This is a genomic window from uncultured Polaribacter sp., assembly GCF_947500975.1.
Taxonomy (GTDB): domain Bacteria; phylum Bacteroidota; class Bacteroidia; order Flavobacteriales; family Flavobacteriaceae; genus Polaribacter.
Genome location: NZ_CANMUE010000001.1, coordinates 1 through 25,943 on the forward strand (window position 1 = coordinate 1; position 25,943 = coordinate 25,943).

General features: G+C 27.6%; 23 protein-coding genes. 15 read left to right on the forward strand and 8 right to left on the reverse strand.

The features are described from left to right. Positions 1 to 924 (forward strand): T9SS type A sorting domain-containing protein (locus Q0733_RS00005; protein WP_298777418.1); only part of this gene is annotated, 924 nt, incomplete at its 5' end. Between the two features lie 660 nt (positions 925 to 1,584). Beyond that, positions 1,585 to 4,488, forward strand: coding sequence for a T9SS type A sorting domain-containing protein (locus tag Q0733_RS00010; RefSeq protein ID WP_298777420.1), 2,904 nt, complete (start codon positions 1,585 to 1,587; stop codon positions 4,486 to 4,488). Positions 4,489 to 5,143: 655 nt separating this feature from the next. Here the strand turns inward: Q0733_RS00010 and Q0733_RS00015 are convergent. Then, a complete protein-coding gene (locus Q0733_RS00015) occupies positions 5,144 to 5,956 on the reverse strand; it encodes an RDD family protein (RefSeq protein ID WP_298777422.1) in 813 nt (270 codons plus the stop codon). Positions 5,957 to 5,979: 23 nt separating this feature from the next. On the opposite strand from Q0733_RS00015, the gene Q0733_RS00020 reads away from it, so the two are divergent. The 8 genes from Q0733_RS00020 (at position 5,980) to Q0733_RS00055 (ending at position 13,878) form a co-directional block, all read left to right on the forward strand. Beyond that, the gene (locus tag Q0733_RS00020) at positions 5,980 to 6,945 is read left to right on the forward strand and encodes a stage II sporulation protein M (protein ID WP_298777425.1); all 966 of its coding nucleotides are present in this window, start codon (positions 5,980 to 5,982) and stop codon (positions 6,943 to 6,945) included. Beyond that, positions 6,945 to 7,676 carry a hypothetical protein gene (locus Q0733_RS00025; protein WP_298777427.1) on the forward strand — a complete coding sequence of 244 codons (732 nt, stop codon included), beginning with the start codon at positions 6,945 to 6,947 and terminating at the stop codon, positions 7,674 to 7,676. The genes Q0733_RS00020 and Q0733_RS00025 overlap by 1 nt, the downstream gene beginning before the upstream one ends. Beyond that, the gene (locus Q0733_RS00030) at positions 7,676 to 8,887 is read left to right on the forward strand and encodes a DUF4350 domain-containing protein (RefSeq protein WP_298777430.1); all 1,212 of its coding nucleotides are present in this window, start codon (positions 7,676 to 7,678) and stop codon (positions 8,885 to 8,887) included. The genes Q0733_RS00025 and Q0733_RS00030 overlap by 1 nt, the downstream gene beginning before the upstream one ends. 7 nt (positions 8,888 to 8,894) lie before the next feature. Beyond that, on the forward strand, positions 8,895 to 9,899 hold the full coding sequence (locus tag Q0733_RS00035; RefSeq protein ID WP_298777432.1) for a MoxR family ATPase: 1,005 nt from the start codon (positions 8,895 to 8,897) through the stop codon (positions 9,897 to 9,899). Between the two features lie 70 nt (positions 9,900 to 9,969). Continuing rightward, complete coding sequence (locus tag Q0733_RS00040) at positions 9,970 to 11,304, forward strand: DUF58 domain-containing protein (RefSeq protein ID WP_298777434.1); 1,335 nt, start codon at positions 9,970 to 9,972, stop codon at positions 11,302 to 11,304. Between the two features lie 33 nt (positions 11,305 to 11,337). Continuing rightward, positions 11,338 to 11,742 (forward strand): DUF805 domain-containing protein, encoded by a 405-nt coding sequence (locus tag Q0733_RS00045; protein ID WP_298777439.1) that lies wholly within the window; start codon positions 11,338 to 11,340, stop codon positions 11,740 to 11,742. Between the two features lie 287 nt (positions 11,743 to 12,029). After that, positions 12,030 to 13,040 (forward strand): M12 family metallopeptidase, encoded by a 1,011-nt coding sequence (locus Q0733_RS00050; protein WP_298777444.1) that lies wholly within the window; start codon positions 12,030 to 12,032, stop codon positions 13,038 to 13,040. Between the two features lie 133 nt (positions 13,041 to 13,173). After that, complete coding sequence (locus Q0733_RS00055; protein WP_298777448.1) at positions 13,174 to 13,878, forward strand: pseudouridine synthase; 705 nt, start codon at positions 13,174 to 13,176, stop codon at positions 13,876 to 13,878. 259 nt (positions 13,879 to 14,137) lie between these two features. Here the strand turns inward: Q0733_RS00055 and Q0733_RS00060 are convergent, their stop codons facing one another. From Q0733_RS00060 to Q0733_RS00075, 4 genes are all read right to left on the reverse strand, one after another. Then, positions 14,138 to 15,145 carry an NADP-dependent oxidoreductase gene (locus Q0733_RS00060; RefSeq protein ID WP_298777450.1) on the reverse strand — a complete coding sequence of 336 codons (1,008 nt, stop codon included), beginning with the start codon at positions 15,143 to 15,145 and terminating at the stop codon, positions 14,138 to 14,140. 34 nt (positions 15,146 to 15,179) lie between these two features. Beyond that, positions 15,180 to 17,171: a dehydrogenase E1 component subunit alpha/beta gene (locus Q0733_RS00065; RefSeq protein ID WP_298777453.1), complete on the reverse strand. Its 1,992-nt coding sequence runs from the start codon at positions 17,169 to 17,171 to the stop codon at positions 15,180 to 15,182. Between the two features lie 109 nt (positions 17,172 to 17,280). Further along, positions 17,281 to 17,760 carry a winged helix-turn-helix transcriptional regulator gene (locus Q0733_RS00070; protein ID WP_298777456.1) on the reverse strand — a complete coding sequence of 160 codons (480 nt, stop codon included), beginning with the start codon at positions 17,758 to 17,760 and terminating at the stop codon, positions 17,281 to 17,283. Between the two features lie 85 nt (positions 17,761 to 17,845). Beyond that, entirely contained in the window at positions 17,846 to 18,895 is a 1,050-nt protein-coding gene (locus tag Q0733_RS00075) for a M14 family zinc carboxypeptidase (protein WP_298777458.1), read from the reverse strand. 349 nt (positions 18,896 to 19,244) lie between these two features. Here Q0733_RS00075 and Q0733_RS00080 point away from each other — a divergent pair, with 349 nt between their 5' ends. The 5 genes from Q0733_RS00080 (at position 19,245) to Q0733_RS00100 (ending at position 23,322) form a co-directional block, all read left to right on the forward strand. Beyond that, on the forward strand, positions 19,245 to 19,592 hold the full coding sequence (locus Q0733_RS00080) for a helix-turn-helix domain-containing protein (protein WP_298777460.1): 348 nt from the start codon (positions 19,245 to 19,247) through the stop codon (positions 19,590 to 19,592). 63 nt (positions 19,593 to 19,655) lie between these two features. Next, the gene (locus tag Q0733_RS00085; RefSeq protein WP_298777462.1) at positions 19,656 to 20,531 is read left to right on the forward strand and encodes an AraC family transcriptional regulator; all 876 of its coding nucleotides are present in this window, start codon (positions 19,656 to 19,658) and stop codon (positions 20,529 to 20,531) included. 98 nt (positions 20,532 to 20,629) lie between these two features. Beyond that, the gene (locus Q0733_RS00090) at positions 20,630 to 21,505 is read left to right on the forward strand and encodes a hypothetical protein (protein ID WP_298777464.1); all 876 of its coding nucleotides are present in this window, start codon (positions 20,630 to 20,632) and stop codon (positions 21,503 to 21,505) included. Between the two features lie 160 nt (positions 21,506 to 21,665). Further along, positions 21,666 to 22,739 (forward strand): hypothetical protein, encoded by a 1,074-nt coding sequence (locus Q0733_RS00095; protein ID WP_298777466.1) that lies wholly within the window; start codon positions 21,666 to 21,668, stop codon positions 22,737 to 22,739. A gap of 196 nt (positions 22,740 to 22,935) precedes the next feature. Continuing rightward, positions 22,936 to 23,322, forward strand: coding sequence for a VOC family protein (locus Q0733_RS00100; RefSeq protein ID WP_298777468.1), 387 nt, complete (start codon positions 22,936 to 22,938; stop codon positions 23,320 to 23,322). Positions 23,323 to 23,368: 46 nt separating this feature from the next. Here the strand turns inward: Q0733_RS00100 and Q0733_RS00105 are convergent, their stop codons facing one another. Genes Q0733_RS00105 through Q0733_RS00115 form a run of 3 tightly spaced genes read right to left on the reverse strand, consistent with a single transcriptional unit; the run spans position 23,369 to position 25,878 of the window. Next, entirely contained in the window at positions 23,369 to 23,698 is a 330-nt protein-coding gene (locus tag Q0733_RS00105) for a hypothetical protein (protein ID WP_298777470.1), read from the reverse strand. Then, positions 23,698 to 24,543, reverse strand: a complete 846-nt coding sequence (locus tag Q0733_RS00110) for a sulfurtransferase (protein WP_298777472.1) — start codon at positions 24,541 to 24,543, stop codon at positions 23,698 to 23,700. The genes Q0733_RS00105 and Q0733_RS00110 overlap by 1 nt, the downstream gene beginning before the upstream one ends. 9 nt (positions 24,544 to 24,552) lie before the next feature. Beyond that, positions 24,553 to 25,878, reverse strand: a complete 1,326-nt coding sequence (locus Q0733_RS00115; RefSeq protein ID WP_298777474.1) for a dicarboxylate/amino acid:cation symporter — start codon at positions 25,876 to 25,878, stop codon at positions 24,553 to 24,555. Positions 25,879 to 25,943 lie beyond the last annotated feature (65 nt).

Sequence of the window (25,943 nt, forward strand, 5' to 3'; positions counted from 1 at the left end):
GGTAATATTTCATCAACGAGTAACAGTGTTACCATTACAACATTACCAGAAACAAGTTCAGATCCTTGCGCAGGAGTGGCTGCTTATAATAGCTCAACAACGTATAATTCAGGAGACAAAGTTGTTTATCAAGATGAGTTATTTCAATTAAATTCAAGCGGTGCTTGGGATAATTTAGGAGCTTGTGGTTCTATCGATGAAGCTGATACCGAATCTCCAAGTACACCATTAAACTTAACATCATCTAATGTAACAACTACTGGAGTTATCTTAAACTGGACTGCTTCTACTGATAATGTAAGTGTTACAGGTTATGATATTTTTCAGAATGGAATACAAGTGTATTCTATATCTGGTAGTACAAATATAGAGGTCACTAATTTAGACCCAAATACTACCTATACATTTAAAGTAAGAGCAAAAGATGAAGCAGGCAATTTCTCAGGTTTTAGTAATGAAATTACCATAACTACATTGTCTAATACAAGTTCAAATTCATGTGATGGAGTTTCAACTTATAACAGTAGTATAAATTACACAACAGGAAATAAGGTGTTATACCAAGGTGTTTTATATCAATTAAACTCAAATGGAGGTTGGGATAATTTAGGAGCTTGTAGTACTTCACTAGCAGATACTAATGCAGGCTATATAAGTGTAGAAAGTAGTAACGATTTAAATTCACTAGAATTAAAATTATTTCCAAACCCTGTAAAAGATTTTCTTCAAATAAAATTTAATTCAGAGTTTAATAAAAACAGTTTTATCCAGATTAAAAGTATTTTAGGTAACATTGTTTATAAATCTTCTTTAGTGAAACTTAAAGGTGTAAATAATATTAATTTAAATTTAAGTACTTTAAAAACAGGAGTCTATTTTCTAGAACTAGAAGGGTATCCAGTAAAAAAAGTGATTATAAAATAGTTTTTATAATTTATAAAAAAGGCCATCTAAATTAATGTTTAGATGGCCTTTTTTCATTTTATTAAGGGATAAAGTTTTAAAAAGTATTGTATTGATTAATGTTTTAAGCATAATTTTTGTTTAAAAGAATGTTAACGTTTTATAATCTATTTAGTGAATGAACCGTGATTGTTTCCAAAGGATTCAGAAGCTTCTGAAATCAATATAACTAAAATTTAATAAAAGTACTAAATATTAACTTTTGTGTAGTTGTAGTCGTTGGTAAATTGCGTTTTGTAAAAGTAATCATGTGATTTTGACAAGAGACAATTTTCATAATGTCTAATTTTAACTATCAAATTATTATACTTTTTGAAGAATTTTAAAACATCCCCAAACTAAATAGCTTTTAATTATGAACCATCCACAGGATAATCCCTAATTTAAAATGTGTTATAATGTTCTGCGTTATGTAACTTGAGCTTTGGTTAAAAGCGAAGTTCTTTCCTCAAATTTTCTTTTATTTTTTTTCTTCTCAAATGTTTCTTTAAAAATGTAATGGAATACGCTTTGCCCGAAGCGACGACAGGAGCGAAGTGGGAATGTGTATGGAATGGTATTTAATATTTATATATTTTAGGCTCTAAATGTAAAATAATATATATTTGAAAAAAAAACTTCATGAAAAACATATACTATTGCTCATTTTTATTAATTTTTTTATTAGCCTCAAAAGTTACATCTCAAACTTTAGACGCCACTCTTTTAGAATTAAAATTCTCAAATGATGGGTATCCAGAAAAAATGACAAAAGTTCAAAATGGTTTTTATTTTAGTTCAGAAGATGACCAATTATGGTTTTCAGATGGAACGATAGAAAATACCGTTTTAATAAAAGATTTTGATTCAGGATTATATGATGATATTTCCTCCTTAACTCCTGTTGGAACAAAAGTGTTTTTTGTTGCTGAAAATGGTAGTGATAATAGAGAATTATGGGTATCTGATGGCACAGAAGTTGGGACTATTCAACTGACGGATAGAAATGTCGGCTTTAGTACCGAAAGTATTTATGATATTATAGAATTTAACGATAAAATCTATTTTGGTGCTTATAGTGAGGTTTATGGTTTTGAACTTTGGGTAAGTGATGGTACACCAGCAGGAACTTTTGTTTTAAAAGATATTGCTGGAACTGATAATAGTAGTAATCCAAGTGATTTCTTCGTTTTTAATGATAAATTATTTTTTAAAGCATATACTGAAGAATTTGGAAAAGAATTATGGGTTTCAGACGGAACTTCTGATGGTACAATACTATTTAAAGACATTAATGTAGGTCCAAATAGTGGAAGTAATTCCCAAGGATATATCACATTTAATCAAAATTTCTATTTTTTTGCAGATAATGGAACAACAGGTTCAGAGCTTTGGAAAAGTGATGGAACACCTGGAGGTACTTTGCTGTTAAAGGACATTCGTGCTGGTAATTTAAGTAGTTATAATGAATTGAAAGGTTCAGTATTAAATGATAAGTTAATATTTGTAGCAAACGATGGAATAAATGGTAATGAAATTTGGGAGACAAATGGAACTTTAGAAGGAACAACATTATTTAAAGATATAAATATTGGTGCAGGAAGTGGTATTTCATATGATGGGAGATTAAATTTGGTAGGAGATAAAATATTTTTTAATGCAACAAATGGATCAAATGAGTCTGGTCTATGGGTAACAGATGGTACAAGTCAAAATACATTTTTTTTGAATGAAGCAGCACCAAATTTATTATCGGGAAATAGCACAGGTACTTTCGCAATTTATTTTGTAAATGATGTTTTATGGAAAAGTGATGGAACTATAAATGGTACAACTATCCTGTCAGAAGATATCCAAGTTACAAATATCTCTGTTTCAGACCAAAGTTATCTTGCATACGGCAATAGTATTTTTTTTAATGGAGAAAATAAAGAAAATGGTAATGAACTATGGATAACTGATGGTACCATAGAAGGTACTAAACTATTTTTTGATGTAAATCATAGTTATGGTGTTAATGCCTCATTGCTAACATCTGTAGGTAATCGACTTTTTTTTAGAGGGAACCAATACGGCTCTTATACTCTTTGCACTTCAGATGGAACAATTGAAGGAACGAAATATCTGAATGTCAGTGAAGATGGTTTATATATTAATGAAGAATCTCAATTCTTAGATTTTAACGGTAAATTGATTTTTAGTGGCTCTGCCAATAACAAAGGATCTGAGTTATGGATTAGTGATGGTACAGAAAGTGGTACTTATATGATAAAAGACATTTTTGATGGAAATAGTAGTAGCATGAATGATTATCAAGAGTTTTCTGTGATTCAAGATCGAATTTATTTTTCAGCAAATGACGGAATACACGGTCAAGAATTTTGGACTAGTGATGGTACACAGTCAGGAACTTATATGGTTAAAGATCTAATGTCTGGTGGAAGTTATCCACTAGATTTTGTTGAACTAGATAATCTAATATATTTTCATGCAATTAGCAATTCAGGAGATGCACTTTGGAAAAGTGATGGAACTGAAGCAGGTACAGAAATTGTAAAAAATATAAACGACATAAGACATCTTAGAGTTGTAAACAATAAGTTAGTAATAGTTGCCGAGACTTCTGGTACTTCATATGGGCCTCATGATTTATGGGTTTCAGATGGAACAACAGCTGGAACAAATCATTTAATGTCTTTTGGTGACAATATAGATAGCGACATTCAATTTATGACAATACTAAATGATGAACTTTATTTTGTAGCAAAAGAGCCATCACCTTATTATAAAGCAGTATATAAGACAGATGGAACTCTAAGTGGTACTCAACTTTTATTTTCTGACAGGAATCATCCTTTTATTAATTTAGACATAGATAATATTATAACCTGTGGTAATTACGTTTATTTTGGAGTCCAAAAGGAAGCATCATCTGATAAAGAATTATGGCGTACAGATGGTACACAACAAGGAACAATTCCTATTGTTAGTGATGTTGGTGGAGTATTTAATTCGATAAGCGGATTAAGTTGTTTTAAAGAAAATATACTTTTTAAACAATACGTTCAACCAGATAAACTATGGCTTTCGACAGGACAAGTAGATGAAATTTATGATTTAGATATTAATATTATTAATGGTTCTTCAAATCTAAGTTCATTTTATTATTTTACTTCTGTTAATGATAAAATATTTTTTCAAGGTACAACTAATGAAAGTGGAGGTGAGGTATATGTTGCTTCATTAGATTTAAGTACTCTAGGTGTAGATAAGATTGATACAGTCAATGAAGTTAATAATATTAGAGTTATGGTTTATCCTAATCCATCATCAAATGGGCAACTAAATATTAAATTATCAGATTATAATTCTATTAGTGGTTTTGACATATACGATTTATCAGGGAAAAAAATTATAAGTAAATCAAATTTAAGTTTATCAGAAGAGATGATAATTAATTTAGAAGGTTTATCCTCGGGCTTATATATTCTCAATGTTTCTGTCTTTGGTAAAGGAAAACTTGCCACTAAATTTTTAGTAGAATAGAGTAAACTTAGGTTAAAATAATAGGCGAAAGAGCGTACATATTTTAGAGATCTAGTAATACATATTCTTAAGAATAACTAGGCTAAAGGCTAGTTCAAAGCAATCTTAATCAATTACAATGTTTTCTAAAATATAGCAATTGAGCCGTAATTGTTTCCAAAATTATATGTGAGCCTTGATTTTTTTGTTTCTTTTTTTATCAAGAAAAAAAGATAATAAAGCATTAATAGTCACAATTTCAAATTTCAGTTTTAAATGTTCTTAACAGCTCAAATCAAAAAAGGTTAAATAATAGCACAATTAGAGCAAGTGTATAGAAATTTATTTTTCTTAAATTTTATACTCTTGTGGCAAACTAACGAAAAACTTGTAAAAAAAAATTATAACGAGAATTTCCTCGCTAACGTAAAGTTTAATAGAATCTAAAAAGTTAGCTTTTTTTTGCGTTGGCAAGCGATGGATAATTGTGTTTTAAAAAATTAATGCGATAGCATAATTATTTTAAAAAAGCAATCGAGCGTTTGGTAGCTGCAATTTTACATAACGGCTAATTATAGTTACAAACAGCAAAATGTTTATTATTTAGTACTAAACCCTAATTAAAAATGTACTATAATTTATATTATGTAAAATAGAATATTTAAAAACACATGCACTACATACTCTGAGTATAAAAATTATAATCTTTTAAAATAATGTCTATAAACTCTTTATCGGTTTTATGTAAAGGTTTAATATCCGTAACTTCTAATATTTTTGAGCGTAATTTTATTAATGTTTTATAATCATTAAATTTAGAAGCAGTTTTAAATGTTTCTTTAATAATACGTGCATCATTATCAGATAATTTAATAACATTTGGATATGTTGGCATGTAATTATCCTTTAAAATTTCAATTATGGTTTCAGAAAAATTGATACGATCTTTTAAAGAAATAACAATTGTATTAGCAATAATATCACCAAAACGTTGCCCTTTATCAGTAAATATGATCAACAAAAAACCAACTAATTTACCAAAGAGAAAGAAAATCCATAATAAAATAAATTGATCGCTTAAACCTAACGATACAATATAAATAAAGATGAGCATAAATAAGTTAAAATCTACAACTCGTAAAAACCATCTAATAATATAATCTGAAACTGTAGGTTTAAAACCATCAATATTTATCACTTTAATTTTTAACAAACGTTTTCCTAAAGTTTGCCCATCCATTAAAATTTCTGTGTACAAAGAGTAAAAAGTAATCGGTAAAAAAAACAGAATATCTAATGCTTTTATAGACCAACGATCTCCTCCTGTTGCACTATCAAACAAAGAAAAATTGAAGAAATAAATACAGAAATAAAAGTATCCAAACTTAACAATGTTATCTACGACAAATGCTATAAGTCTTTCAAAAGTGTTAGCAACTGTAAATTTAATGTTTACATTTTGTGCTGTTTTTATTTGGAGTGTTTTCATGCAATGTTTAAATTCGCTCTGCAATGAGAGAGGTCGCTTTTATAAAGCAAAATAAAGAAAAATGGCTTGAATTTGAACAACTAATTTCAAATAAAAAGAAAAAAAGTCCAGATAAGATAGCAAATTTGCATATAAAAATCATGAATGATTTGGTATATGCACAAACTTATTACCCAAAAAGTAAGGTAACTTTATATTTAAATAAATTAGCAAAAACTAGTTTTGATAAGGTTTACGACTCTAAAAGAAATTCTAAAAATCCTTTTTTAGAGTTCTTTTTTGACAAGGTACCACTACTCTGCTTTACTTACAGAAAATACATTTACATTTCATTTATTTTCTTTTTCATTTGCTTTTTTATAGGATTACTTTCTACTTTTAATGATGAATCTTTTGCCAGACAAATTCTTGGAAACTCATATGTAGATCAAACTTTAGAAAATATTGAAAGTGGTGATGCCATGGCTATTTACAAAAGTGGTAGCAATTGGGGAACTTTTATTGGTATTTATGACAATAACCAAAGAGTTGGATTAAATATGTTTTTATCGGGCTTGTTTTTAGGAATCGGAACAGGTTTTTACATTGTGTATAATGCAATTATGGTAGCTGTTTTTCAAGCTTTTTTTTACCAACATAATAGTTTATTTGATAGTTTAAAAGGTATTTGGATTCATGGAACTTATGAAATTTTTGGGATGATTATAGAAGCTGCTGCCGGATATATTATTGGTGCAAGTATTTTGTTTCCAGGAACTTTAAAGCGTTTTAATTCTTTTAAAAAAGGTGTTAGAGACGCTTTTTATATATTTATAAGTACAATTCCGTTTACAATTATAGCGGCTTTTTTAGAAGGATATATTACTCGTTACTCTAATAAAATGCCTACAATTTTATGTTTTGCTATAATATTTTTTAGTTTGATTACTATCAGTTATTATTATTTAATATTACCTTTTAAGGTGGCTAAAAATCATAATTTAAGATAATGAAAAAAGGAATTTACTTATTACTTTTTTTGTTTACTTATGTTGGGTTTGCTCAAGATACAAGTCAAAATGTAGTTGAAATAAAAACAGATACTACAGTAACTATTACGTATCACAAAGATTTTAAAATTAGTGAAAAAAGAGCTTTTGATACTGATTTAAAAGAGAAATATTCTGGTAAAGAGTTTATTTATATTGAAAAAGAGAAAAAGAAACAGACTCCCAAAAAAACAGACTCCACTCCTATTAATGAAGAACTAATTAAATTCATTCTTTTTTTTATGAAAAAAATATTTCCTTTTCTTTTAGGAGGATTTATTATTTTCTTGATTTTAAAAGCCTTTTTAGGTTTTAAAATAGACTTTTGGAAATCAGCAAAAAAGTCTCAAATATTATCAAAAAAGTTAGTTTATGAAGACGATGATATTCATGAAATAAATTTAGAAGATTTACTTAAAAAAGCATTAGAAAATAATGATTATCGATTAGCAATTAGATATTATTATTTATCGGTTTTAAAATTATTATCAAACAAAAAACTTATAGAATATCACAAAGACAAAACCAATACAGAATACCTTTTTGAAATAAAAGACAACGATTTTAAAAAACAGTTTTCATATTTAACATATGTATATACCTATGTTTGGTATGGAGAGTTTTTTATTGATGAACAACACTTTTTAGTGGTAAAAAAGAAATATCAACAGTTTATAAAATCGATTGTTTGATGTTTAAAAGCAAAATACAAATATTAATCTTTTTATTTACATTACTACACTTAACAAGTTGTAATAAAACAAATTGGAGTGAAAATTTTAGAGAAAAAGAAAAAAGTCCTTTTGGCACTTATATCATTTTTAATGAAGCTGAAAACTTATTTAAAAATGAAGGTAAAATTTATTTAAAAAATAATTTTTATGACTACTTAGACAAAAACTATAATACGACTACAGAAGGTTTTGGAAATTATATTTGTATAAAAGATAATGCTTACAAACTTACTAAAGATGGTGTTGAAAGTCTACTCTCTTTTGTTGATGATGGCAATTCTGCTTTTATTTCTTTAAATTATTTTAGTAAAAATTTAAAAGAAGCTTTAGAAATTACAACTAATAATTTAGACAAAAATGTGTATGATGATAGTAAGTTAAGGGAGTTAAAAGGGGAATATTATTTAGAAAATAGGGGTTTTAAAAATCAACCTTTTACGTTTGATAGAAATAGTAGAAGACATTATTTTATCACTTATAATAAAAAAACAGCCATCGTTTTAGGAACCACAAAAATTGATGGTGAAAAACTACCAAATTTTTTAAAGATTTATCACGGTAAAGGTTCTATGTATGTACATACAAATCCTATTGCTTTTACAAATTATTACTTGTTAAAAGACAAAGAAAATTATGTCGAAAATGTGTTTTCTTATCTGCCTTCATCAACCTTAATTTGGGATCCACAAATAAAGAAAAGCAAGTTTTCTAATCAAAAAGATCAAGATAATAAATCTGTGTTTAAATTCTTTTTAGAACACGAAGCCTTAACTTGGTTTTTAGTGGTTTCTTTAATTGGTTTACTCCTTTTTATGTTGTTTAATGCACGAAGAAAACAAAGAGTAATTCCTGAAATTAATCCTTTAGAAAACACAACTTTAGATTTTACACAAACCATATCTAGCCTGTATTTAAAAGAAAATGATCATAAAAATTTAGTTGATAAAAAAATAGCTTTTTTCTTAGAAAAAGTAAGAAGTAAATACTTATTAAATACCAATAATTTAAATAAGGATTTTATTAATAAACTAGCATTAAAATCGGGTAATAAAATACATCAAACAAAATATTTAATCAATACAATTATCACTTTAAATAGAAAAGAAGAATGTTCTGCCGAAGAACTATTAGTCTTGCATAAAATGATTGACAACTTTTTTAAAAAATAAAAAAATTATGGAAATTCAAAATAACGAATCAACATCAGAAAACATTGAATTTAACAACAGGTTAGATTTGTCTGAATTACAAGAAACTGTTTTTAAAATTAAGCAGCAATTACAAAAAGTAATTGTTGGTCAAAAAGAAATGATGGATTTATTAATCGTTTCCATTTTAGCAAATGGGCATGTTCTAATTGAAGGTGTTCCTGGCGTTGCCAAAACAATTACAGCAAAATTACTCTCAAAAACTATTGAAGTAGATTTTAGTAGAATTCAATTTACACCAGATTTAATGCCTTCAGATATTTTAGGAACATCTGTTTTTAATGTGAAAAATACAGAGTTTGAGTTTCAAAAAGGCCCTATTTTTTCGAACATGATTTTAATTGATGAAATTAACAGAGCGCCAGCAAAAACACAAGCTGCTTTGTTTGAAGTTATGGAAGAAAAACAAGTAACAATTGATGGAAAAACGTATAAAATGGACGAACCTTTTATGGTTTTAGCAACTCAGAACCCTATTGAGCAAGAAGGAACTTATAGATTACCAGAAGCACAATTAGATCGTTTTTTATTCAAAATAAGTGTTGATTACCCAAATGCGGATGAAGAATTAGAAATAATTATAAAGGAACAAGCTTTAGAAAATACAACAAAAATTGGCAAAATAGAACCTATTATTAAAGGTGAAAAAATAATTGAATATAGAGGCTTGGTAAAACAAATTAAAACTGAAGAAAACTTACTAAAATACATTGCCAATATTGTTGTAAACACACGTTCTAACTCGTTTTTATATTTAGGAGCTTCACCAAGAGCAAGTATTGCAATTTTAGGGGCATCTAAAGCATTTGCTGCAATTGAAGGTAGAGATTTTGTAACACCAGAAGACATTAAAAGAGCTACAATTCCTGTTTTACAGCACAGAGTTATTGTGACGCCAGAAAGAGAAATGGAAGGCTTAACAAGCAAGCAAATAGTTGAGCAAATTATTGAAGCAGTTGAAATTCCTAGATAGTTGTTTAATGGCTTTAGTTGATGGTCGCCATCGCTAAAAACTATAAATCAACCACAAAAAAAACAAAATATTGAAACATTTTTACAACACTTTATTTTTAAATAATCGCTTTTTCTACTTTTTATCGGGTATTGCAGCTTTATTTGTAGTAGGCTTCTTTGCTCCTATTTTTTATGAAATATCAAAAGTGTTGTTGTTTGTGTTATCGGTTTTAACAATTGTAGATGTTTTTATTTTATACAAAACAAAAAATGCTATAAATGTTGATAGAATTTTACCTGAAAGATTATCAAATGGAGATGAAAACAAAATATCATTAACACTTAAAAATGACTATCCTTTTAAGGTAAATTTATCGTTGATTGAAGAGTTACCTTTTCAATTTCAAAAAAGAGATTTTTTCTTTGATCAAAAATTACATCAAAATGAAGAAAAAATAATTCATTATAATTTAAAACCTAAAGAAAGAGGCTTGTATCTTTTTGGTAATATCAATGTTTATGCAAGTTCTCCTCTACTTTTAGCAACTAAAAAATATGTTTTAGGTACAGAAAAGGAAATAAAATGTTACCCTTCTTTTTTAAAATTACGCGAGTTTAATATTAAAACGTTTAACAATTCATCAACCTCATATGGAACAAGAAAAGTAAGAAGAATTGGTCATTCTTTAGAATTTGAACAAATTAAAGAATATGTTTCTGGTGATGATATTAGAACTATAAATTGGAAAGCGACAGCTAAAAGAAACCAATTGATGATCAATCAATATGTAGAAGAAAAATCGCAATCTGTTTATGTAATTATTGATAAAGGACGTACGATGCAAATGCAATTTAATGAGTTAAGCTTGTTGGATTATGCAGTGAACGCAACTTTGGCAATTAGCAATGTTATTTTAAAAAAGGAAGATAAAGCAGGTATATTATCTTTTTCTAAACAATTAGAAGATTTAGTAGTTGCAGAAAGAAGAAATTCTCAAATGAACTTAATTTCAGAAGCTTTATATAATGTAAAAACTAATTTTGAAGAATCAGATTTTAGCACTTTATATGCTGTTGTAAAAAGAAAAATTACCCAAAGAAGTTTACTTATTTTGTTTACTAATTTTATGACTTTAGATAGTTTACACAGGCAATTACCGTATTTAAGAGCCTTGGCAAAAAATCATTTAGTCTTGGTCGTTTTCTTTAAAAACACAGAGTTAAATTCGTTAATAGATGCAAAAGCTGATAATATACAAGAAGTGTATGATTCTATTATTGCAGAGAAATTTATCTATGAAAAACAGCGAATTGTAAACGAATTAAAAAAATACGGAATTCAATCTGTATTAACTTCTCCGGAAAATTTAACAGGAAATACCATCAATAAATATTTAGATCTTAAATCTAGAGGACTTTTCTAAAATTTATTTATTTTTACAAAAAAAAATAAATTTATGAAATGGTATTTAAAAGTATTAAAAGAACATTATGCAGATTTTTCTGGAAGAGCAAGAAGAGAAGAATTTTGGATGTTTCAATTGTTTAATCTAATCTTTATGTTTGTTATTTTTGGAGTATTAGGTGGTATTGCGGCTGTATTGGAATCTCCATTTATTATGTTTATAGGATACATATATGTATTCGCCATAATTATACCTGGTTTAGCATTAGTGGTTAGAAGATTGCATGATGTTGGTAAGAGTGGTTGGTTTTTTCTAATACAACTTATTCCTTTAGTTGGATCTATTTGGTTGCTAGTATTAGAATGCACAGATAGCCAACACGGACCAAACAAGTGGGGAGAAAATCCTAAAGGTATAGGCAATGATTCTGCTATAGAAAAAATTGGTAAAGAATAAATTCTTTAATTAACACAAAAAAAAGGTTGCTTTAAAAGTAACCTTTTTTTTATTTAAGAACCTGTGCTGCCCTAAAATTAGTCATCCTTTAATTGTTAATACAAAATATTGGGTAACCCTTCTTGTATGTATTGTAAACTATCACTTTAATTTAACAAGAATTCTAAAAAGAGAATTTATTAAAAATTAAATTCTAAAATAAAAAGTTAAAATAATATTTTATTAATGTTAAATTAATGTTTATTTTTGGAAATAATATAGTTAATTAACAATTAAAACAATTAATAATGAAAAAATTAACAATTTTTAAGAAAACCTTAATATTGTCGTTAGGACTTTTAATCTTTTCTTGTAATGATAATGAAAGCATTGACTTAATAGATTCAGAAGCAATACAAGAAACAGTTACCATGTATGATCATATGGATGAACTTACTGTTACAAAAATGGATAACGGTGATTACCGTTTGGGTGATATTGTTTATCCAAAAGGGTATCTTACAGAAGAGCCAACGGAATGGCCTACATTAGATTTGGAGACACCACCATCTGTTTCAAGTGAGAAATCAGCTAGTAGTAATTCTGCAGGGTTATGGGCTAATAATACTGTTGTTTACCAATTAAATAATAATTTAAATAGAGATTATATAAATCTTATTGATTCTGCTATGAGAAGTTGGAGTTCAAAAACCAATATTAAGTTTAAGAGGAGAACAGACGAGAGTACTTATGTTCATATATATTATGATTCTAAACAGAATGGTACAGCTTTTGCTACTTTAGGTGCAGCTAGAGGAGGTGTTGTTGCAATAGGTAGTGGTGCAGATTTAACGTTACTTATTCACGAATTAGGACATACTTTCGGTTTAGTACATGAACAAACACGAAGTGATAGAGACGATTATATTGATATATATTGGCAATATATAAATAATGAGCATAGACATAATTTTTATAAATCAAATAATGTAAGAAGCTTGACAAGTAGATTTGATTATAATTCTATAATGTTATATCAATCTCATTTCTTTTCAAATACTCCAGGTAAATATACAATATTAGATAAAAAAGGGTATACACTTGGTGGTGCTCAACGTAGTATATCTACTTTAGATGCACAGGGTATGAATGTTTTATATCCTTCTAGTAGTAACAATAATAGCAGTCAATGTTCTGGTGTATCTGCATGGAGATCAGGTGTAACTTATCAATTGGGTAGTAAAATAACTTATAATGGTGTTTTATATCAATTACGTTATTCTAATGGTTATTACTGGTTTAATTTAGGCTCATGCTAAAAAAATAAATTTAAAAACTAATAAATAAAAATCCCAAATTAACTATATTATTAATTTGCCTCTATATTAATAGGGGCATTTTTTTATTAAAAAATTATGTTTAATTTAATAAAACTATTAATAAAGATAAAAAATGAGTTTAGAAATTATTTTTGAAGATGAATATGTTATTTGTGTTAATAAACCTAATAATGTTTTAGTACATCATGCACATCATTCTAGAAATGTTGCTGATGAAGCTTCTTTATTACAATTAATTGAAAATCAAGTTGGTTTAAAAACGTATCCAATACATCGTTTAGATAGAAAAACATCTGGAATTATCTTACTCGCAAAAGAAACTCAATTCGTTTCAAAATTTCAAGAACTATTTACCAATAACGAAATACAAAAAATATATTATGGTGTGGTTAGAGGTTTTTCGCCAGAAACCAAAATTATAGATTCTCCTGTAAAAGGGCGTGATGCTAATGTGCATAAAGAAGCCTTAACACACTTAAAAACGTTAGAAAAAATCACTTTAAATATTCCAGTAAAACCTTACGATTCATCACGTTATAGTTTGGTGGAATTATCACCAAAAACAGGAAGAATGCACCAATTAAGAATACATATGAATAAAATTAGTCATCCTTTAATTGGTGATACAAAATATGGTGATAAAAACCACGATGTAATGTTCGATGAAAATTTTGGTTTTAAAAATATGTTTTTACATGCAGGGAAATTGGAGTTTACACACCCGTTTACATCAGATAAATTAATTTTAAAATCTTCTTTTTCTAAAGATTGGGTTGATTTGCTTAAAGGGTTTTCTTGGGAAAATCCACTTATTTAATTCGCTGCGATTTACTAAGATAAAAAACACTAAAATCCGCAAGTAATAGTTTTTATAAAATTTTTGAGAATTTTAGTGTTATAATTAATTAGTATCAAAACCAAGTTAATGTTCCATTTGTAAAACTTGGAGTTGCCTAAATAGGATTGCAACAAACCTCACAATCTTCAATATACGTTTATTTTAATCGCTTACATCCAAGAACATCTATATTTGCTCCCAGCAGGTATGCGGCATTGAAAAAAAGTGCTCCACTACTCTATTCTTCGATTACTTTTAAAACAAGTTTACCATTTTTATCTCCATTGAATAATCTATGGTAGGTTTCTTCAAAGTTTTCAATACCTTCATAAATATCTTCTCTCGATTTTAACTTGCCTTCTTGCATCCAAACACCCATTTGTTTTGCTGCACTTCCATAATCTTTTGCATAATCCATAACAACCATTCCTTGCATTGTAGATCGAGTTACCAATAAAGATAAATAATTACTTGGACCATCAATTTTAGATTTTTGATTGTATTGAGATATAGCACCACAAATAACAACCCGTGCATGCATTCTTAATTTACTTAAGGCTGCATCTAATATTAAACCACCAACATTATCAAAATAAACATCAATTCCTTTTGGGCATTTTTTCTTTAGAGCTGTGTAAATATTTTCTGATTTATAATCTATGGCATCATCAAAACCTAGTTCGTTTTTAACATAATCACATTTTTCTTTTCCACCAGCAATTCCAATAACTGTACAGCCCTTAATTTTAGCAATTTGCCCAACAATACTACCAACTGCACCTGCAGCTCCAGAAACCAAAACAATATCTCCTTCTTTAATTTTACCTACTTCAGTAATACCAAAATATGCTGTCATACCTGGCATACCAAGTGTTCCAATATACATTGGCATAGGGGCTAAACGTGTATCAACCTTATACCAACCATCACCATTAGTAATTGCATATTGCTGAACCCCTCCCCAACTTGTAACCACATCTCCTATTTCAAACTTAGGGTTTCCATTATTTTTAATCACTTTTCCAATAGAACCAGCTCTCATCACGTCGTCAATTGCAACTGGCGGAATGTAAGATTTTGTATCATTCATCCAACCACGCATTGCAGGGTCTAAAGAAATATAATGATGTTGTATTAAAATTTCACCTTCTTGTAATTCAGGAACTTCATTTGTTTCTAATTGCCATGTATCCGCATCTGGTACTCCTGATGGTCTTTTTTTAAAGATGATTTGTTTGTTATTCATATAATGTGGTTTTTAATTTTGATGTTAAATATAATCAATAATTATGTAAGTTTTCAATCTCTTTTTTCAAGTTTGATTTTCCTAAGTATTGCTGTTCTAAATCAGATTGGAAAGGAATTGGAGTATTTAAACTTGCAACCCGTTTTACAGGTGCATCTAAAAATTCAAAACAGTTTTCTGTTATTAAGGCGGATATATCACTTGAAATTCCTCCAAAAAGTGAGTCTTCTTGTACAATAATTACTTTACCTGTCTTTTTTACTGATTTATAAATAGTTTCCGTGTCTAAAGGCTGTAAAGTTCTTAAATCTATAATATCAGCTTTAATTTTCGGTAGCGTTTCCATCACCTCTAAAGCCCAATGAACAGTTGCTCCATAACTAACAATTGTTATGTTTTTTCCTTCTTTAATAATGCTAGCTTTACCAATTTCTGTTGTAAAATACCCTTCAGAAACATTTTCGTATAAAGAACGATACAAGCCTTTATGTTCAAAAAATAAAACCGGATTTGGATCATTTATAGCTGCAATCAATAAACCTTTTGCATCTTGTGGAAAAGCAGGATAAACAACTTTTAAACCTGGTGTTTTTGTAAACCAAGCTTCATTTGTTTGACTATGAAAAGGACCTGCTCCAACACCAGAACCACAAGGCATTCTTATAACAACATCTGCGTCTTGACTCCATCTATAATGAGATTTTGCTAATAAATTTACAATAGGATTAAAACCAGAAGAAACAAAATCTGCAAACTGCATTTCTACAACGGATTTTACACCATTTATAGATAATCCGTATGCAGTAGATACAATTCCAGATTCACAAATTGGAGTATTTCTCACCCTCTCTTTTCCGAATTTATTTACAAAACCATCAGTAATTTTAAAAGCTCCACCATATTCTGCAATGTCTTGCCCCATTATTACTAAGTCTGTATGTTTTTCCATAGAAAGTTTTAATCCATCAGAAATAGCATCAATAAAACGAATATTTGCTTTTATTGATGATGGGGTTATTTTTTGATAATCTACAGGTTTATAAACATCATTTAACTCCGTTTGTAAATTCGGAATAATTTTTTCTTCATCAGAAGCAATCTGTAAACCTTCACTAATTTCGTTATTTATTTCTTTTTTGTATTGATTTATAACATCATAGGTTAAAACACCTTCTGTTACCAAATAATTTTCAAAATTGATAACCGGGTCTTTTAAAGACCATGCATCCATTAAATCTTTAGGAACATATTTTGTGCCACTTGCTTCTTCATGACCACGCATTCTAAAGGTTTTAAACTCTAATAAAACAGGCCTGGGAGTTTTACGAATACTTTCTGCCAATTCTAAAACTTTACTATAAACTTCAAGAATATTATTTCCGTCAATGATATGACTTTCCATACCGTAACCAATTCCTTTATCGGCAATATGCTTACAGTTAAATTGCTCTGAAATTGGAGTTGATAAACCGTAACCATTATTTTCTACGCAAAAAAGAACTGGTAAACCCCAAACAGAAGCTATATTTAAAGCTTCATGAAAATCTCCTTCACTTGTACCACCTTCGCCTGTAAAAACAGCACAAACTTTATTATTTTTTTTTAATTTATTAGCTAAAGCAATTCCATCAGCAACTCCCATTTGGGGGCCTAAATGAGAAATCATACCAACAATATTAAACTCTTGTGTTCCAAAATGAAAACTTCTATCTCTGCCTTTAGTAAAACCATTCATTTTACCTTGCCATTGAGAAAATAAACGATGTAAAGGAATTTCTCTAGTAGTAAAAACGCCTAGGTTTCTATGCATTGGCAAAATGTACTCATCTTTATGAAGCGCAGAAGCTACACCAACAGCAATTGCTTCTTGTCCAATACCAGAAAACCATTTAGAAATTTTTCCTTGCCTTAAAAGAATTAGCATTTTTTCCTCAATTAAACGAGGTTTTATAATATTTCTATATAATTTTAATAAAATATCATTATTTGGCATTATCGTTAAATTATAATCAATATTATTACTCATAAATTATGCATATCACAATCACAACAAACATACTGATAATGAAAATGAATTCATAAAAAAAACTCATTAAATAAATTAATGAGTTTTTATAAATAAGGTTGAAGTTAATTTACATGTCTTTAAAAATTGCATGCATCATTCTTTTCTTATCATTAATACTTTCTTCTAAAGCAATCATGGTTTCTGTTCTGTTAACACCAGGAATATCATCAATTGCGTAAATAATATCTTTAGCATCATTGGTGCCTTTAGCTCTTACTTTGCAAAAAATATTATATTTTCCAGCTGTAACATAGGCTACAGTTACATTTGAAATACCTCTTAAGTTTTCAATTACAGCTTGTGTCATTGAGGTTTTTTCTAAAAAAACACCTACATGCGCTATAAAGGAATAGCCCATTTTTTCATAGTTCAATGTTAAAGTTGACCCTTCAATAATTCCTTCATCTTCCATTTTTTTAACACGAACATGTATTGTTCCTGCCGAAACTAAAAGTTGTTTTGCAATGTCTGTAAAAGGAGTTCTAGCGTTCTCAATTAAGATGTCAAGAATTTGATGGTCAATTTCGTCTAAGATGAACTTTTTCATATTTTATGTATTATTCAATTAATACTGCAAATTTATGAATTTAATTTAAATAATATCGACATAAAGTGAGAAAACTAAAAAAAAATTACCTATCGAAAACGATTTCGTGGAGTCCAATTTTAGATTTTGTTACTTTTTCATCTATTTTCTCTAATTTTGAAACTAACTTTTCATCCTTAATTTCATCTTTATATTGATAAGCGGTATCATGTTCAGAATTTGAATATCTATGAATTATATCGTAAAATATTTTATCATTATTAGGTATTGAAAAATATGCTTTATAATCACTAAAATCTTTTTCTGTTGCTATATGGTAAATACCTTGAAGTATAGAATAAAAAGTATATTCCCTAGAAATTTCTCGTTGATAATCATCAGGATAATGTCCAGACTCAATTAAAATTGTGTTATATCCTAACTTTTGAAAATTATCGCCAGTAGCTGTTGGGTAAAATTCATCTGTATACCTGCCAATATAGTTAGGAATCATTTTTTGTAATAGCAAATTCATTGCTACAATCACATTCATAGTTTCAATTCTACCTTTTGTAATTGCTCTTGTAACTTCTTCAGAAGGTGCTAAAAATGATATTGTTGCAGTGTTTTTAGTACCTTCTACTCCAAAAATAGTTCTTTGATCATGTAGGTTAAAACAAAATTGTGGGTTAAACTCTTCTAAAATTTTTCTTAAAAGCTTACTTTCTTTAGCTACTCTTTCAACCGCATCTCTATTTAAATCAATATTATTTGCATTTACCCTTGTGTATACTTGTGAACCATCAGGGTTTAACATTGGTATAAAAACCAAAGTGCATTCTTTTAAAATAACTTTAAATTCATTTTCAGTACTATTTGAAAAGCAATTAAATAAATCAAAAAGTGCCTTTGTACCTGTACTTTCATTACCATGCATTTGTGACCATAACAATATTCTCTTTTTTCCGGACCCTATTTTTAATTGCATAATTGGTCTTTCTTCTTCAGATGTACCTATTTGAATTATTTCAAATTGATTTTCATGTTTAGAAAAAAGGGATTCTATTTTATGAAACGTTATCCATTTTCCAAAAAGAGAAGTTTCTTTTTGGGTATTAAAAATTTGTTTTACAAACTGTTTAGATAAAGTTTTCATAAATAATTATTGTTCTTAAAAAAGCAAAATTACATTATTAAACATAGTGACACAAATTAAGTGTTACAAATGTAAACTGAACTAATGTTACAAATGTAAACTCCAAGTTAGTTTCATTTTTTCACTTTTGTAAACAAAACATCTTTTCTTAAAAAACTTAATATAAATATTACTAGTAAAATACTTTTGATTATTAAATCTTATATTTAAAATAATTAAAATCAGCATATTAATTCTTCTTAACTAAAGTTTTAATTTATGTTAAATATTGAACTTTCGCATTAACTTGATAATGTGTTTTGTAAATATTTTATATTGATTTACATTTGTGTCATATTATAAGGTTACAATGATAAACATAGCAGAATTTACAAATAGACTAAAAAAAATCATGGATTATCATGAATTATCAGCCTCTTTATTAGCTGAAAAAATCAACGTTCAACGTTCAAGTATTTCTCATATTTTGTCCGGAAGAAACAAACCAAGCTTGGATTTTATCTTAAAAATAACATCCACTTTTAAAGATGTAGATATTTATTGGTTGTTAAATGGAACTGGTAGTTTTCCAAAAGTAAAAGAAAATATGCCCTCCTCTACTCCATCTTCTGCTACCTCAAATTATCAAGGTGGAAAAAAAATACAACGTATTGTTGCCTTTTACACAGATGGTACTTTTGATGAATATCATAAATAATTAATTTTCTTAAAGAAAAATATATGATTAAAAAATCGCACACCTTAACATTATCTAGGTAATATGAAAAAGGAAATACCACATATTCAATTTAATTCCACCATACCAGAAAATTTTGGATTTGAAATTCTTCCTATAGAAAAAATAAAACAACATAAAAAGAAATACAATCACAATCCAGAATCTCCTCATCAATTAAAATTTTATAATTTGATATTTTTTACCGAAGGTACTGGAAGACATTTTGTAGATTTTAAATGGTTTTCTATCAAAAAAAATAGTTTAATATATCTTACAAAAGAACAAGTAAATGCTTTTGATTTTTCAAAAAACTTAAATGGTTTTTGTATCATATTTACTGAAGAATATTTTGTGAATTGCTTTTCTAATTTACCTAAAGATTTTATTTTCAGATTATTTAATCCACAATTGTTTTCTCCTATTCTACAAATTCCTAATCACTCTGATTTTAAAATTTATTTTAATTTATTACAAAAAGAATTTAAAAATTTAAAATCATTTAATCAAAAAGCAATAATTGAATCTTTATTTATAATTCTTGTTTCAAAAGTAGAAAGCATAAAACAAAGTCAAACTTTTTATATCAAGGAAACCTCTAAAATTAAAATATTCCAAAATTTTACTTCATTAATTGAAAAACATTTTTCTAAAAGTAGAAGTGCAAATTTTTATGCAACTGAATTAAATATTACATATAAACATTTGAATATAATTTGTAAACATTTAGTAAATAAAACTGCAAAAAATGTAATTGACGATTTTATAATTCTTCAAGCTAAAAGAAATTTAATTAATTCAAATTTAAAAATCTCTGAATTGTCATATAAATTAGGTTTTGATGATCCAACAAATTTTTCAAAATACTTTAAAAAACATACAGATTTAACCCCAAAATTATTCTTAAAATCAATTTTTTAATTGTTATGGTTTCATTTTAACCATTTTTATCCTTTTTTCAACCTTTTATTTAATTAAGAGTTGTTTCATCTTTGTATGAAATAAAAATCAAAAAAAAAATGAAAAAACTAGCGATAATAGTTTCAGTAGTAATTTTAATTGCCTCTTGTGGGACTCAGCAAAAAGAATCTAAAACAAAAAATGTAAAAAAAATGGAATCTAAAAAAAAATTAACAAACAAAGAAAAATCTTCAGCTTTATTAAAAAGTCTTGAAACAGGCGATAAATCAACAATTAGCTTTATAAACCCCAATAAATACAAGCAACATAATTTAGGGGTTGCTGATGGATTAGAAGGTTTTGGTGCTGTATTACAAAATGCACCAAAAGGTGGTTTTAAAGCTAAAGTAATTCGTTTATTTCAAGATGGTGATTACACATTTTCTCACACTATATATGATTTTTTCGGACCTAAAGTTGGTTTTGATATTTTTAGATATGAAAATGGACAAATAGTTGAGCACTGGGATAACTTATCTGAAATAACACCTGTAAATCCAAGCAATAGAACTCAAACTGATGGTAGTACAACTTTATCAGATTTTGATAAGACCGACCAAAACAAAGAGTTAATTAAAGATTTTGTTAACACTGAATTAATAAATGGTAATTTTGATAAAATGGGAAATTATTTTGATGGTGACACTTACATTCAACACAATTCAATGATTGGAGATGGACTTTCTGGTTTAGGAAAAGCTCTTCAAGAAATGGCTAAAAATCGAATTACTATGATTTATGAAAAGAATCATATTGTTTTAGGAGAAGGTAATTTTGTACTTTCAGTAAGCGAAGGGAAATTCGCTGAAAAACACACTTCGTTTTATGATCTTTTTAGAGTTAAAAAAGGTAAAATTATTGAGCATTGGGATGTAATGGAAACAATTGCACCAACTGCAGAACATAAAAATAGTAATGGAAAATTCAATTTTTAAGTCAGAAATAATACATACAACAAAGTATAAAAATAATATCGGTTTGGTTTTTAATCCAAACCGATATTGTGTTTAATTATGTATATTAGTATTCAAAAGAAAATAAGTAAATATAAATCTACTATTAATAAATACTATGAAAATGTTGTAAGTAATTAAAATGAACCCTAAAATAAACATATACAAGCGCTCTAGTAATTATATTGTAGAAAAGGATTTTTATTTTCTTTCAAATAAAGAAATAAACCAAACGATTTTAGACTTCAAATACGATAGTAAAACTAGTTTTTATATAGAAAACCCCAATGCTAATGATTTAATAAGTTTCTCCGACTTTTTAGAAGCTAAAGAATTTAACTTTTTATACCTTAAACGTAATTCTGATTTATTATTTGCTACTAAAACAGATAAAGCTTTTTATTCTATCTATATTATTACAAACACCTGTACTAAAGGCTGTGTAATAACCAATAAAAACTCAATTAAACTTATTTCTGACCGATTTATTGAAAATTCATTATTTGATGGTAGAAAAAATGAAGCACGCTATTTAAAAGAAGAAAATTGGTTTAAATATGATAAAAATGAAATTATAGATCACCCACTTCATAATCATTCTTTAGAAGATATTGGAAAGAATTTGATTTCATTATCGCTTTTAGAAATAGATTTAGAAAATAAGAGTTATTTATACAATCCGGAATATTATCAAAAAGAAATTTTTAAAGATTATACTTACATAAATACCGTAAAAAAAGATTCACCAATAACTCAACAAATAGAGAAAGCTCTAGATTACAGAATAGAATCTAGTTATAAGGAATTAAATAAATTATATATTGAATATCCAGATACTAATATCAGTAAAAAAAAGTTAAAAAAACTGCCTTATAATTATCGTTTCTTAAATGAAAACAAATGGAATATTACTCTAAGATCCATAAAACAAAAATTAGTAGAATATTTTATTGTTATTAAATATACTTACAAATCCAATCATTATATTTTTGACATTAAAGGGTATGATAAATCTTTATTTGAACATTTAATAAAGTATATAGAAACATTCGAAAGTTTAACGATCGGAATTGCTCGACCATTAAGAATATATGAACAAAAGTCTAAAAGTATTTCTATTAATTATGATGCTCAAGAAAAGGTTTTTATATCATCCGGAGATGAACGCTTCTCTAAAATAGGGTTTTTAGAATTTTTAAATAATTGGATAGATTAACAACACATCTATACTTGTTATGGTAATAAAAAACTATAAAGTTTTAGGTTTAAGAAAAAGAATATAAGCTCTAAAATTGTAAATTTGACTTAGTAATTAATCTAAACTATTATGTAAATTTATGTGCTTTAATTAGCTAAATAACTGTTAATAAAATATTTAACATCTATAATTAACTATTCAATACAACATAATAATGCTTCATTTTTCATTAAATCATATTGCTCTTTCTGTACAAGACGTTAACAAATCTGTTGAGTTTTATCAAAAAGTACTTCAACTTAAAGAAATTAAAAATACCGCTTCGGAATCTAAAACAAGATGGTTATCACTTAATGAAGGAAAACAACTACACCTTATACCTCGACCTAATTCAGAAATAAAAATTAATAAAGCCGTTCATTTTGCTTTAACTACACCTAATCTAGATTCCTTTATTAGAAATTTAACAGAATTAAAAATTGATTACTCTGATTGGCTTGATAAACCAAACAAAGTTTACACACGAAAAGATGGTATTAGACAGATTTACTTTCAAGATCCAAATGGATATTGGATTGAAATAAACGACGATACCCAATAAAAAACAGTTACATTAATTATTAATTGCTTTTTAATACTTAAAAAAATTAACTTAATATCTTTTTTAAAACAGTAAATACTTTTTTTTCTAAAATATCAACAGAGCCATCAGCAAAAAATATTTCTTTTACTTTTTTTAATAATAGTTCTTTATCTTGATATGAGTAGTTGTTATCAATTAAATAGCTTTGAATTTTATGAAGACTTTTAGAATCATTGTCTAAAACTTTTTCTGTATGAATTTTATTATAAATTTTTTCATCTAATTTAGACAGAATATAATTTTGCTCCTCTTCAGTTTCTATATGATTGCAATGTGCTGCATACAACAAAACATAGGTTTCAAATTCAATTTTAGTCCAATTTGTAATCATCATTATATTTCTATTGGTAAATTTTCTGTACTACCCCATTCCGTCCAAGAACCATCATAAACAGCATAATTTTTAATTTCAGCAATTTCTGCTCCTAAAGCTAAAACGGATGCTGTAATTCCTGAGCCACAAGAAAAAATAAGCTCTTTATTGTTAGGGTTTATTTGATTAAAGATTTCTTTTAATTCTACTTTTGATTTTAGTTTTCCGTGACTAATAATTTCAGAATGCGGCAAATTGATAGAATTGGGTATATGACCACTTTTTACATCAGCTCTTGGTTCAGGATCAGTTGCATAAAAGCGTCCTTTAGAACGAGCATCAACAATTAGGTATTTATCATTATTAATTGACAACAAAACATCATCTAAAAACTTTATTTTTAAGGTTTGATAATTTGTTTTAAAGTATCCTTGTTTAATTTCTCTTTTCTGTGGTTTTTCTGTTGGATATTCTTTTGATTTCCATTCAGGAAAACCTCCATCTAAAACCACTACATTATTAAAACCCATTAATTGAAATAACCACCAAACTCTTGGCGATGAATAGATACCTAAATCATCATAAACAACAATAAAACTATTTTTTTGGATGCCTAAATTTTGTGCTTTTTTTTCAAATTCTTCTGCAGATAAAACGGTGTTTGGGAATGGCTGAGTTTTGTTGGAAAACACATTTTTAATATCAAAAAAAATAGCTCCTTTTATTTGCTCTTTTTCTTTGGTTTTAATCAATTTGTCACCAGTAACTTTAGGTATCGTTGCATCTAAAATAACTAGTTTTTTATTAGTTAAATTATTATATAGCCAATTTACAGAAACTAAAGGTGTTGAGTTTTTAAAAAGCATTATTAAAATTTACTTTACAGCGTCATAATTATCATCCCATTCTTTAGGTTTAGGATCTTTTAATTTCCCTAAAGATTTTGCAACTAACATAGATACGGTAGCGTCTCCAGTAACATTTACTGTAGTTCTACACATATCTAAAGGCCTATCCACCGCAAAAATTAATGCTAATCCAATTGGTAGTAACTCGGCAGGAAAACCAATTGCTTCTAAAACAATTACTAACATTACCATTCCTGCACTTGGCACCGCAGCTGAACCAATTGAGGCCAATAAAGCAGTACCAACAATTATTAATTGATTTGAAAATGTTAAACCCTCAGGCCAAACAACTTGCATTATAAAAACTGCAGCAATTGCCTGATATAAACTTGTTCCATCCATGTTAATGGTTGCTCCTACTGGTAAAACAAATCCAGAAACTTCTTTATCTACCCCTAAATGTTCCTCTACTCTTTCCATTGTTACTGGCAAAGTTGCAGCACTAGAACTTGTAGAAAAGGCTAACAGCTGAGCAGGGCTAATTTGTTTTAAAAACCATAATGGCGATTTTTTGGTATAAATACTAACCAAAATTAGGTAGAATACAATCATTAGCAACAAACCACCAACAACACAAAGAGCGTATACTAATAATTTTAGAAGTATTTCTGTATCATCAAAAGCAATAATAACATTTGCTAATAATGCAAAAACCGCATAAGGAGCAAATAGCATAATTAAGTCTACCATTTTCATGACAACTTCATTTAAAGAATCAAAGAAATCCATTAATGGTTTTGCTTTTTTCTCAGGTATTAATAATAATGAAATACCAACAAATAATGCAAAAAAGATAATTTGTAGCATACTTGCATCACCTAAGGCTGTAAAAATATTACTCGGAAAAATATCAACCAAAGCTTGTAATGGACCGGCATCATTTTGTGCATTAGCTTTACTTAATTTATCTACAACGCCAGATGAACCCTCATATTTAATTTTAATTTTTTCAATGGTATCTACAGACATTCCTGCACCAGGTTTTACTACATTTACAATTCCTAAACCAATAATAATCGCGACTAAAGTTGTCATCATATAGATAACCATAGTTCTAAAACCCATTTTTTTAATTTTAGAAATATCTTTTAAATCAGAAATTCCCTTAATTAAAGATGCTAATATTAATGGTACAGCTATTAATTTTAATAAATTGATGAAGATAGTTCCAAATGGTTTTACCCAATCGGTAACAAAACTTTTACCACCATCTAAGGAATTCATTATGAAACCAAAAACGATTCCTAATACCATCCCAATTAAAATTTTCCAATGTAAAGCTAGTTTTTTCATGTAAAGTTTAATTTTTAAAAAAATAAAGATAAATAAAATATTAAATGTGTAAGTGACTTTCTTTG

What these genes read in the sequence shown, in the direction of transcription:
- Q0733_RS00010 (WP_298777420.1), top strand. Translation starts at nt 1,585, where the DNA reads ATGAAAAACATATACTATTGCTCATTTTTATTAATTTTTTTATTAGCC.
- Q0733_RS00015 (WP_298777422.1), bottom strand. Translation starts at nt 5,956, where the DNA reads ATGAAAACACTCCAAATAAAAACAGCACAAAATGTAAACATTAAATTT.
- Q0733_RS00020 (WP_298777425.1), top strand. Translation starts at nt 5,980, where the DNA reads ATGAGAGAGGTCGCTTTTATAAAGCAAAATAAAGAAAAATGGCTTGAA.
- Q0733_RS00025 (WP_298777427.1), top strand. Translation starts at nt 6,945, where the DNA reads ATGAAAAAAGGAATTTACTTATTACTTTTTTTGTTTACTTATGTTGGG.
- Q0733_RS00030 (WP_298777430.1), top strand. Translation starts at nt 7,676, where the DNA reads ATGTTTAAAAGCAAAATACAAATATTAATCTTTTTATTTACATTACTA.
- Q0733_RS00035 (WP_298777432.1), top strand. Translation starts at nt 8,895, where the DNA reads ATGGAAATTCAAAATAACGAATCAACATCAGAAAACATTGAATTTAAC.
- Q0733_RS00045 (WP_298777439.1), top strand. Translation starts at nt 11,338, where the DNA reads ATGAAATGGTATTTAAAAGTATTAAAAGAACATTATGCAGATTTTTCT.
- Q0733_RS00050 (WP_298777444.1), top strand. Translation starts at nt 12,030, where the DNA reads ATGAAAAAATTAACAATTTTTAAGAAAACCTTAATATTGTCGTTAGGA.
- Q0733_RS00055 (WP_298777448.1), top strand. Translation starts at nt 13,174, where the DNA reads ATGAGTTTAGAAATTATTTTTGAAGATGAATATGTTATTTGTGTTAAT.
- Q0733_RS00060 (WP_298777450.1), bottom strand. Translation starts at nt 15,145, where the DNA reads ATGAATAACAAACAAATCATCTTTAAAAAAAGACCATCAGGAGTACCA.
- Q0733_RS00065 (WP_298777453.1), bottom strand. Translation starts at nt 17,171, where the DNA reads ATGAGTAATAATATTGATTATAATTTAACGATAATGCCAAATAATGAT.
- Q0733_RS00070 (WP_298777456.1), bottom strand. Translation starts at nt 17,760, where the DNA reads ATGAAAAAGTTCATCTTAGACGAAATTGACCATCAAATTCTTGACATC.
- Q0733_RS00075 (WP_298777458.1), bottom strand. Translation starts at nt 18,895, where the DNA reads ATGAAAACTTTATCTAAACAGTTTGTAAAACAAATTTTTAATACCCAA.
- Q0733_RS00080 (WP_298777460.1), top strand. Translation starts at nt 19,245, where the DNA reads ATGATAAACATAGCAGAATTTACAAATAGACTAAAAAAAATCATGGAT.
- Q0733_RS00085 (WP_298777462.1), top strand. Translation starts at nt 19,656, where the DNA reads ATGAAAAAGGAAATACCACATATTCAATTTAATTCCACCATACCAGAA.
- Q0733_RS00090 (WP_298777464.1), top strand. Translation starts at nt 20,630, where the DNA reads ATGAAAAAACTAGCGATAATAGTTTCAGTAGTAATTTTAATTGCCTCT.
- Q0733_RS00095 (WP_298777466.1), top strand. Translation starts at nt 21,666, where the DNA reads ATGAACCCTAAAATAAACATATACAAGCGCTCTAGTAATTATATTGTA.
- Q0733_RS00100 (WP_298777468.1), top strand. Translation starts at nt 22,936, where the DNA reads ATGCTTCATTTTTCATTAAATCATATTGCTCTTTCTGTACAAGACGTT.
- Q0733_RS00105 (WP_298777470.1), bottom strand. Translation starts at nt 23,698, where the DNA reads ATGATGATTACAAATTGGACTAAAATTGAATTTGAAACCTATGTTTTG.
- Q0733_RS00110 (WP_298777472.1), bottom strand. Translation starts at nt 24,543, where the DNA reads ATGCTTTTTAAAAACTCAACACCTTTAGTTTCTGTAAATTGGCTATAT.
- Q0733_RS00115 (WP_298777474.1), bottom strand. Translation starts at nt 25,878, where the DNA reads ATGAAAAAACTAGCTTTACATTGGAAAATTTTAATTGGGATGGTATTA.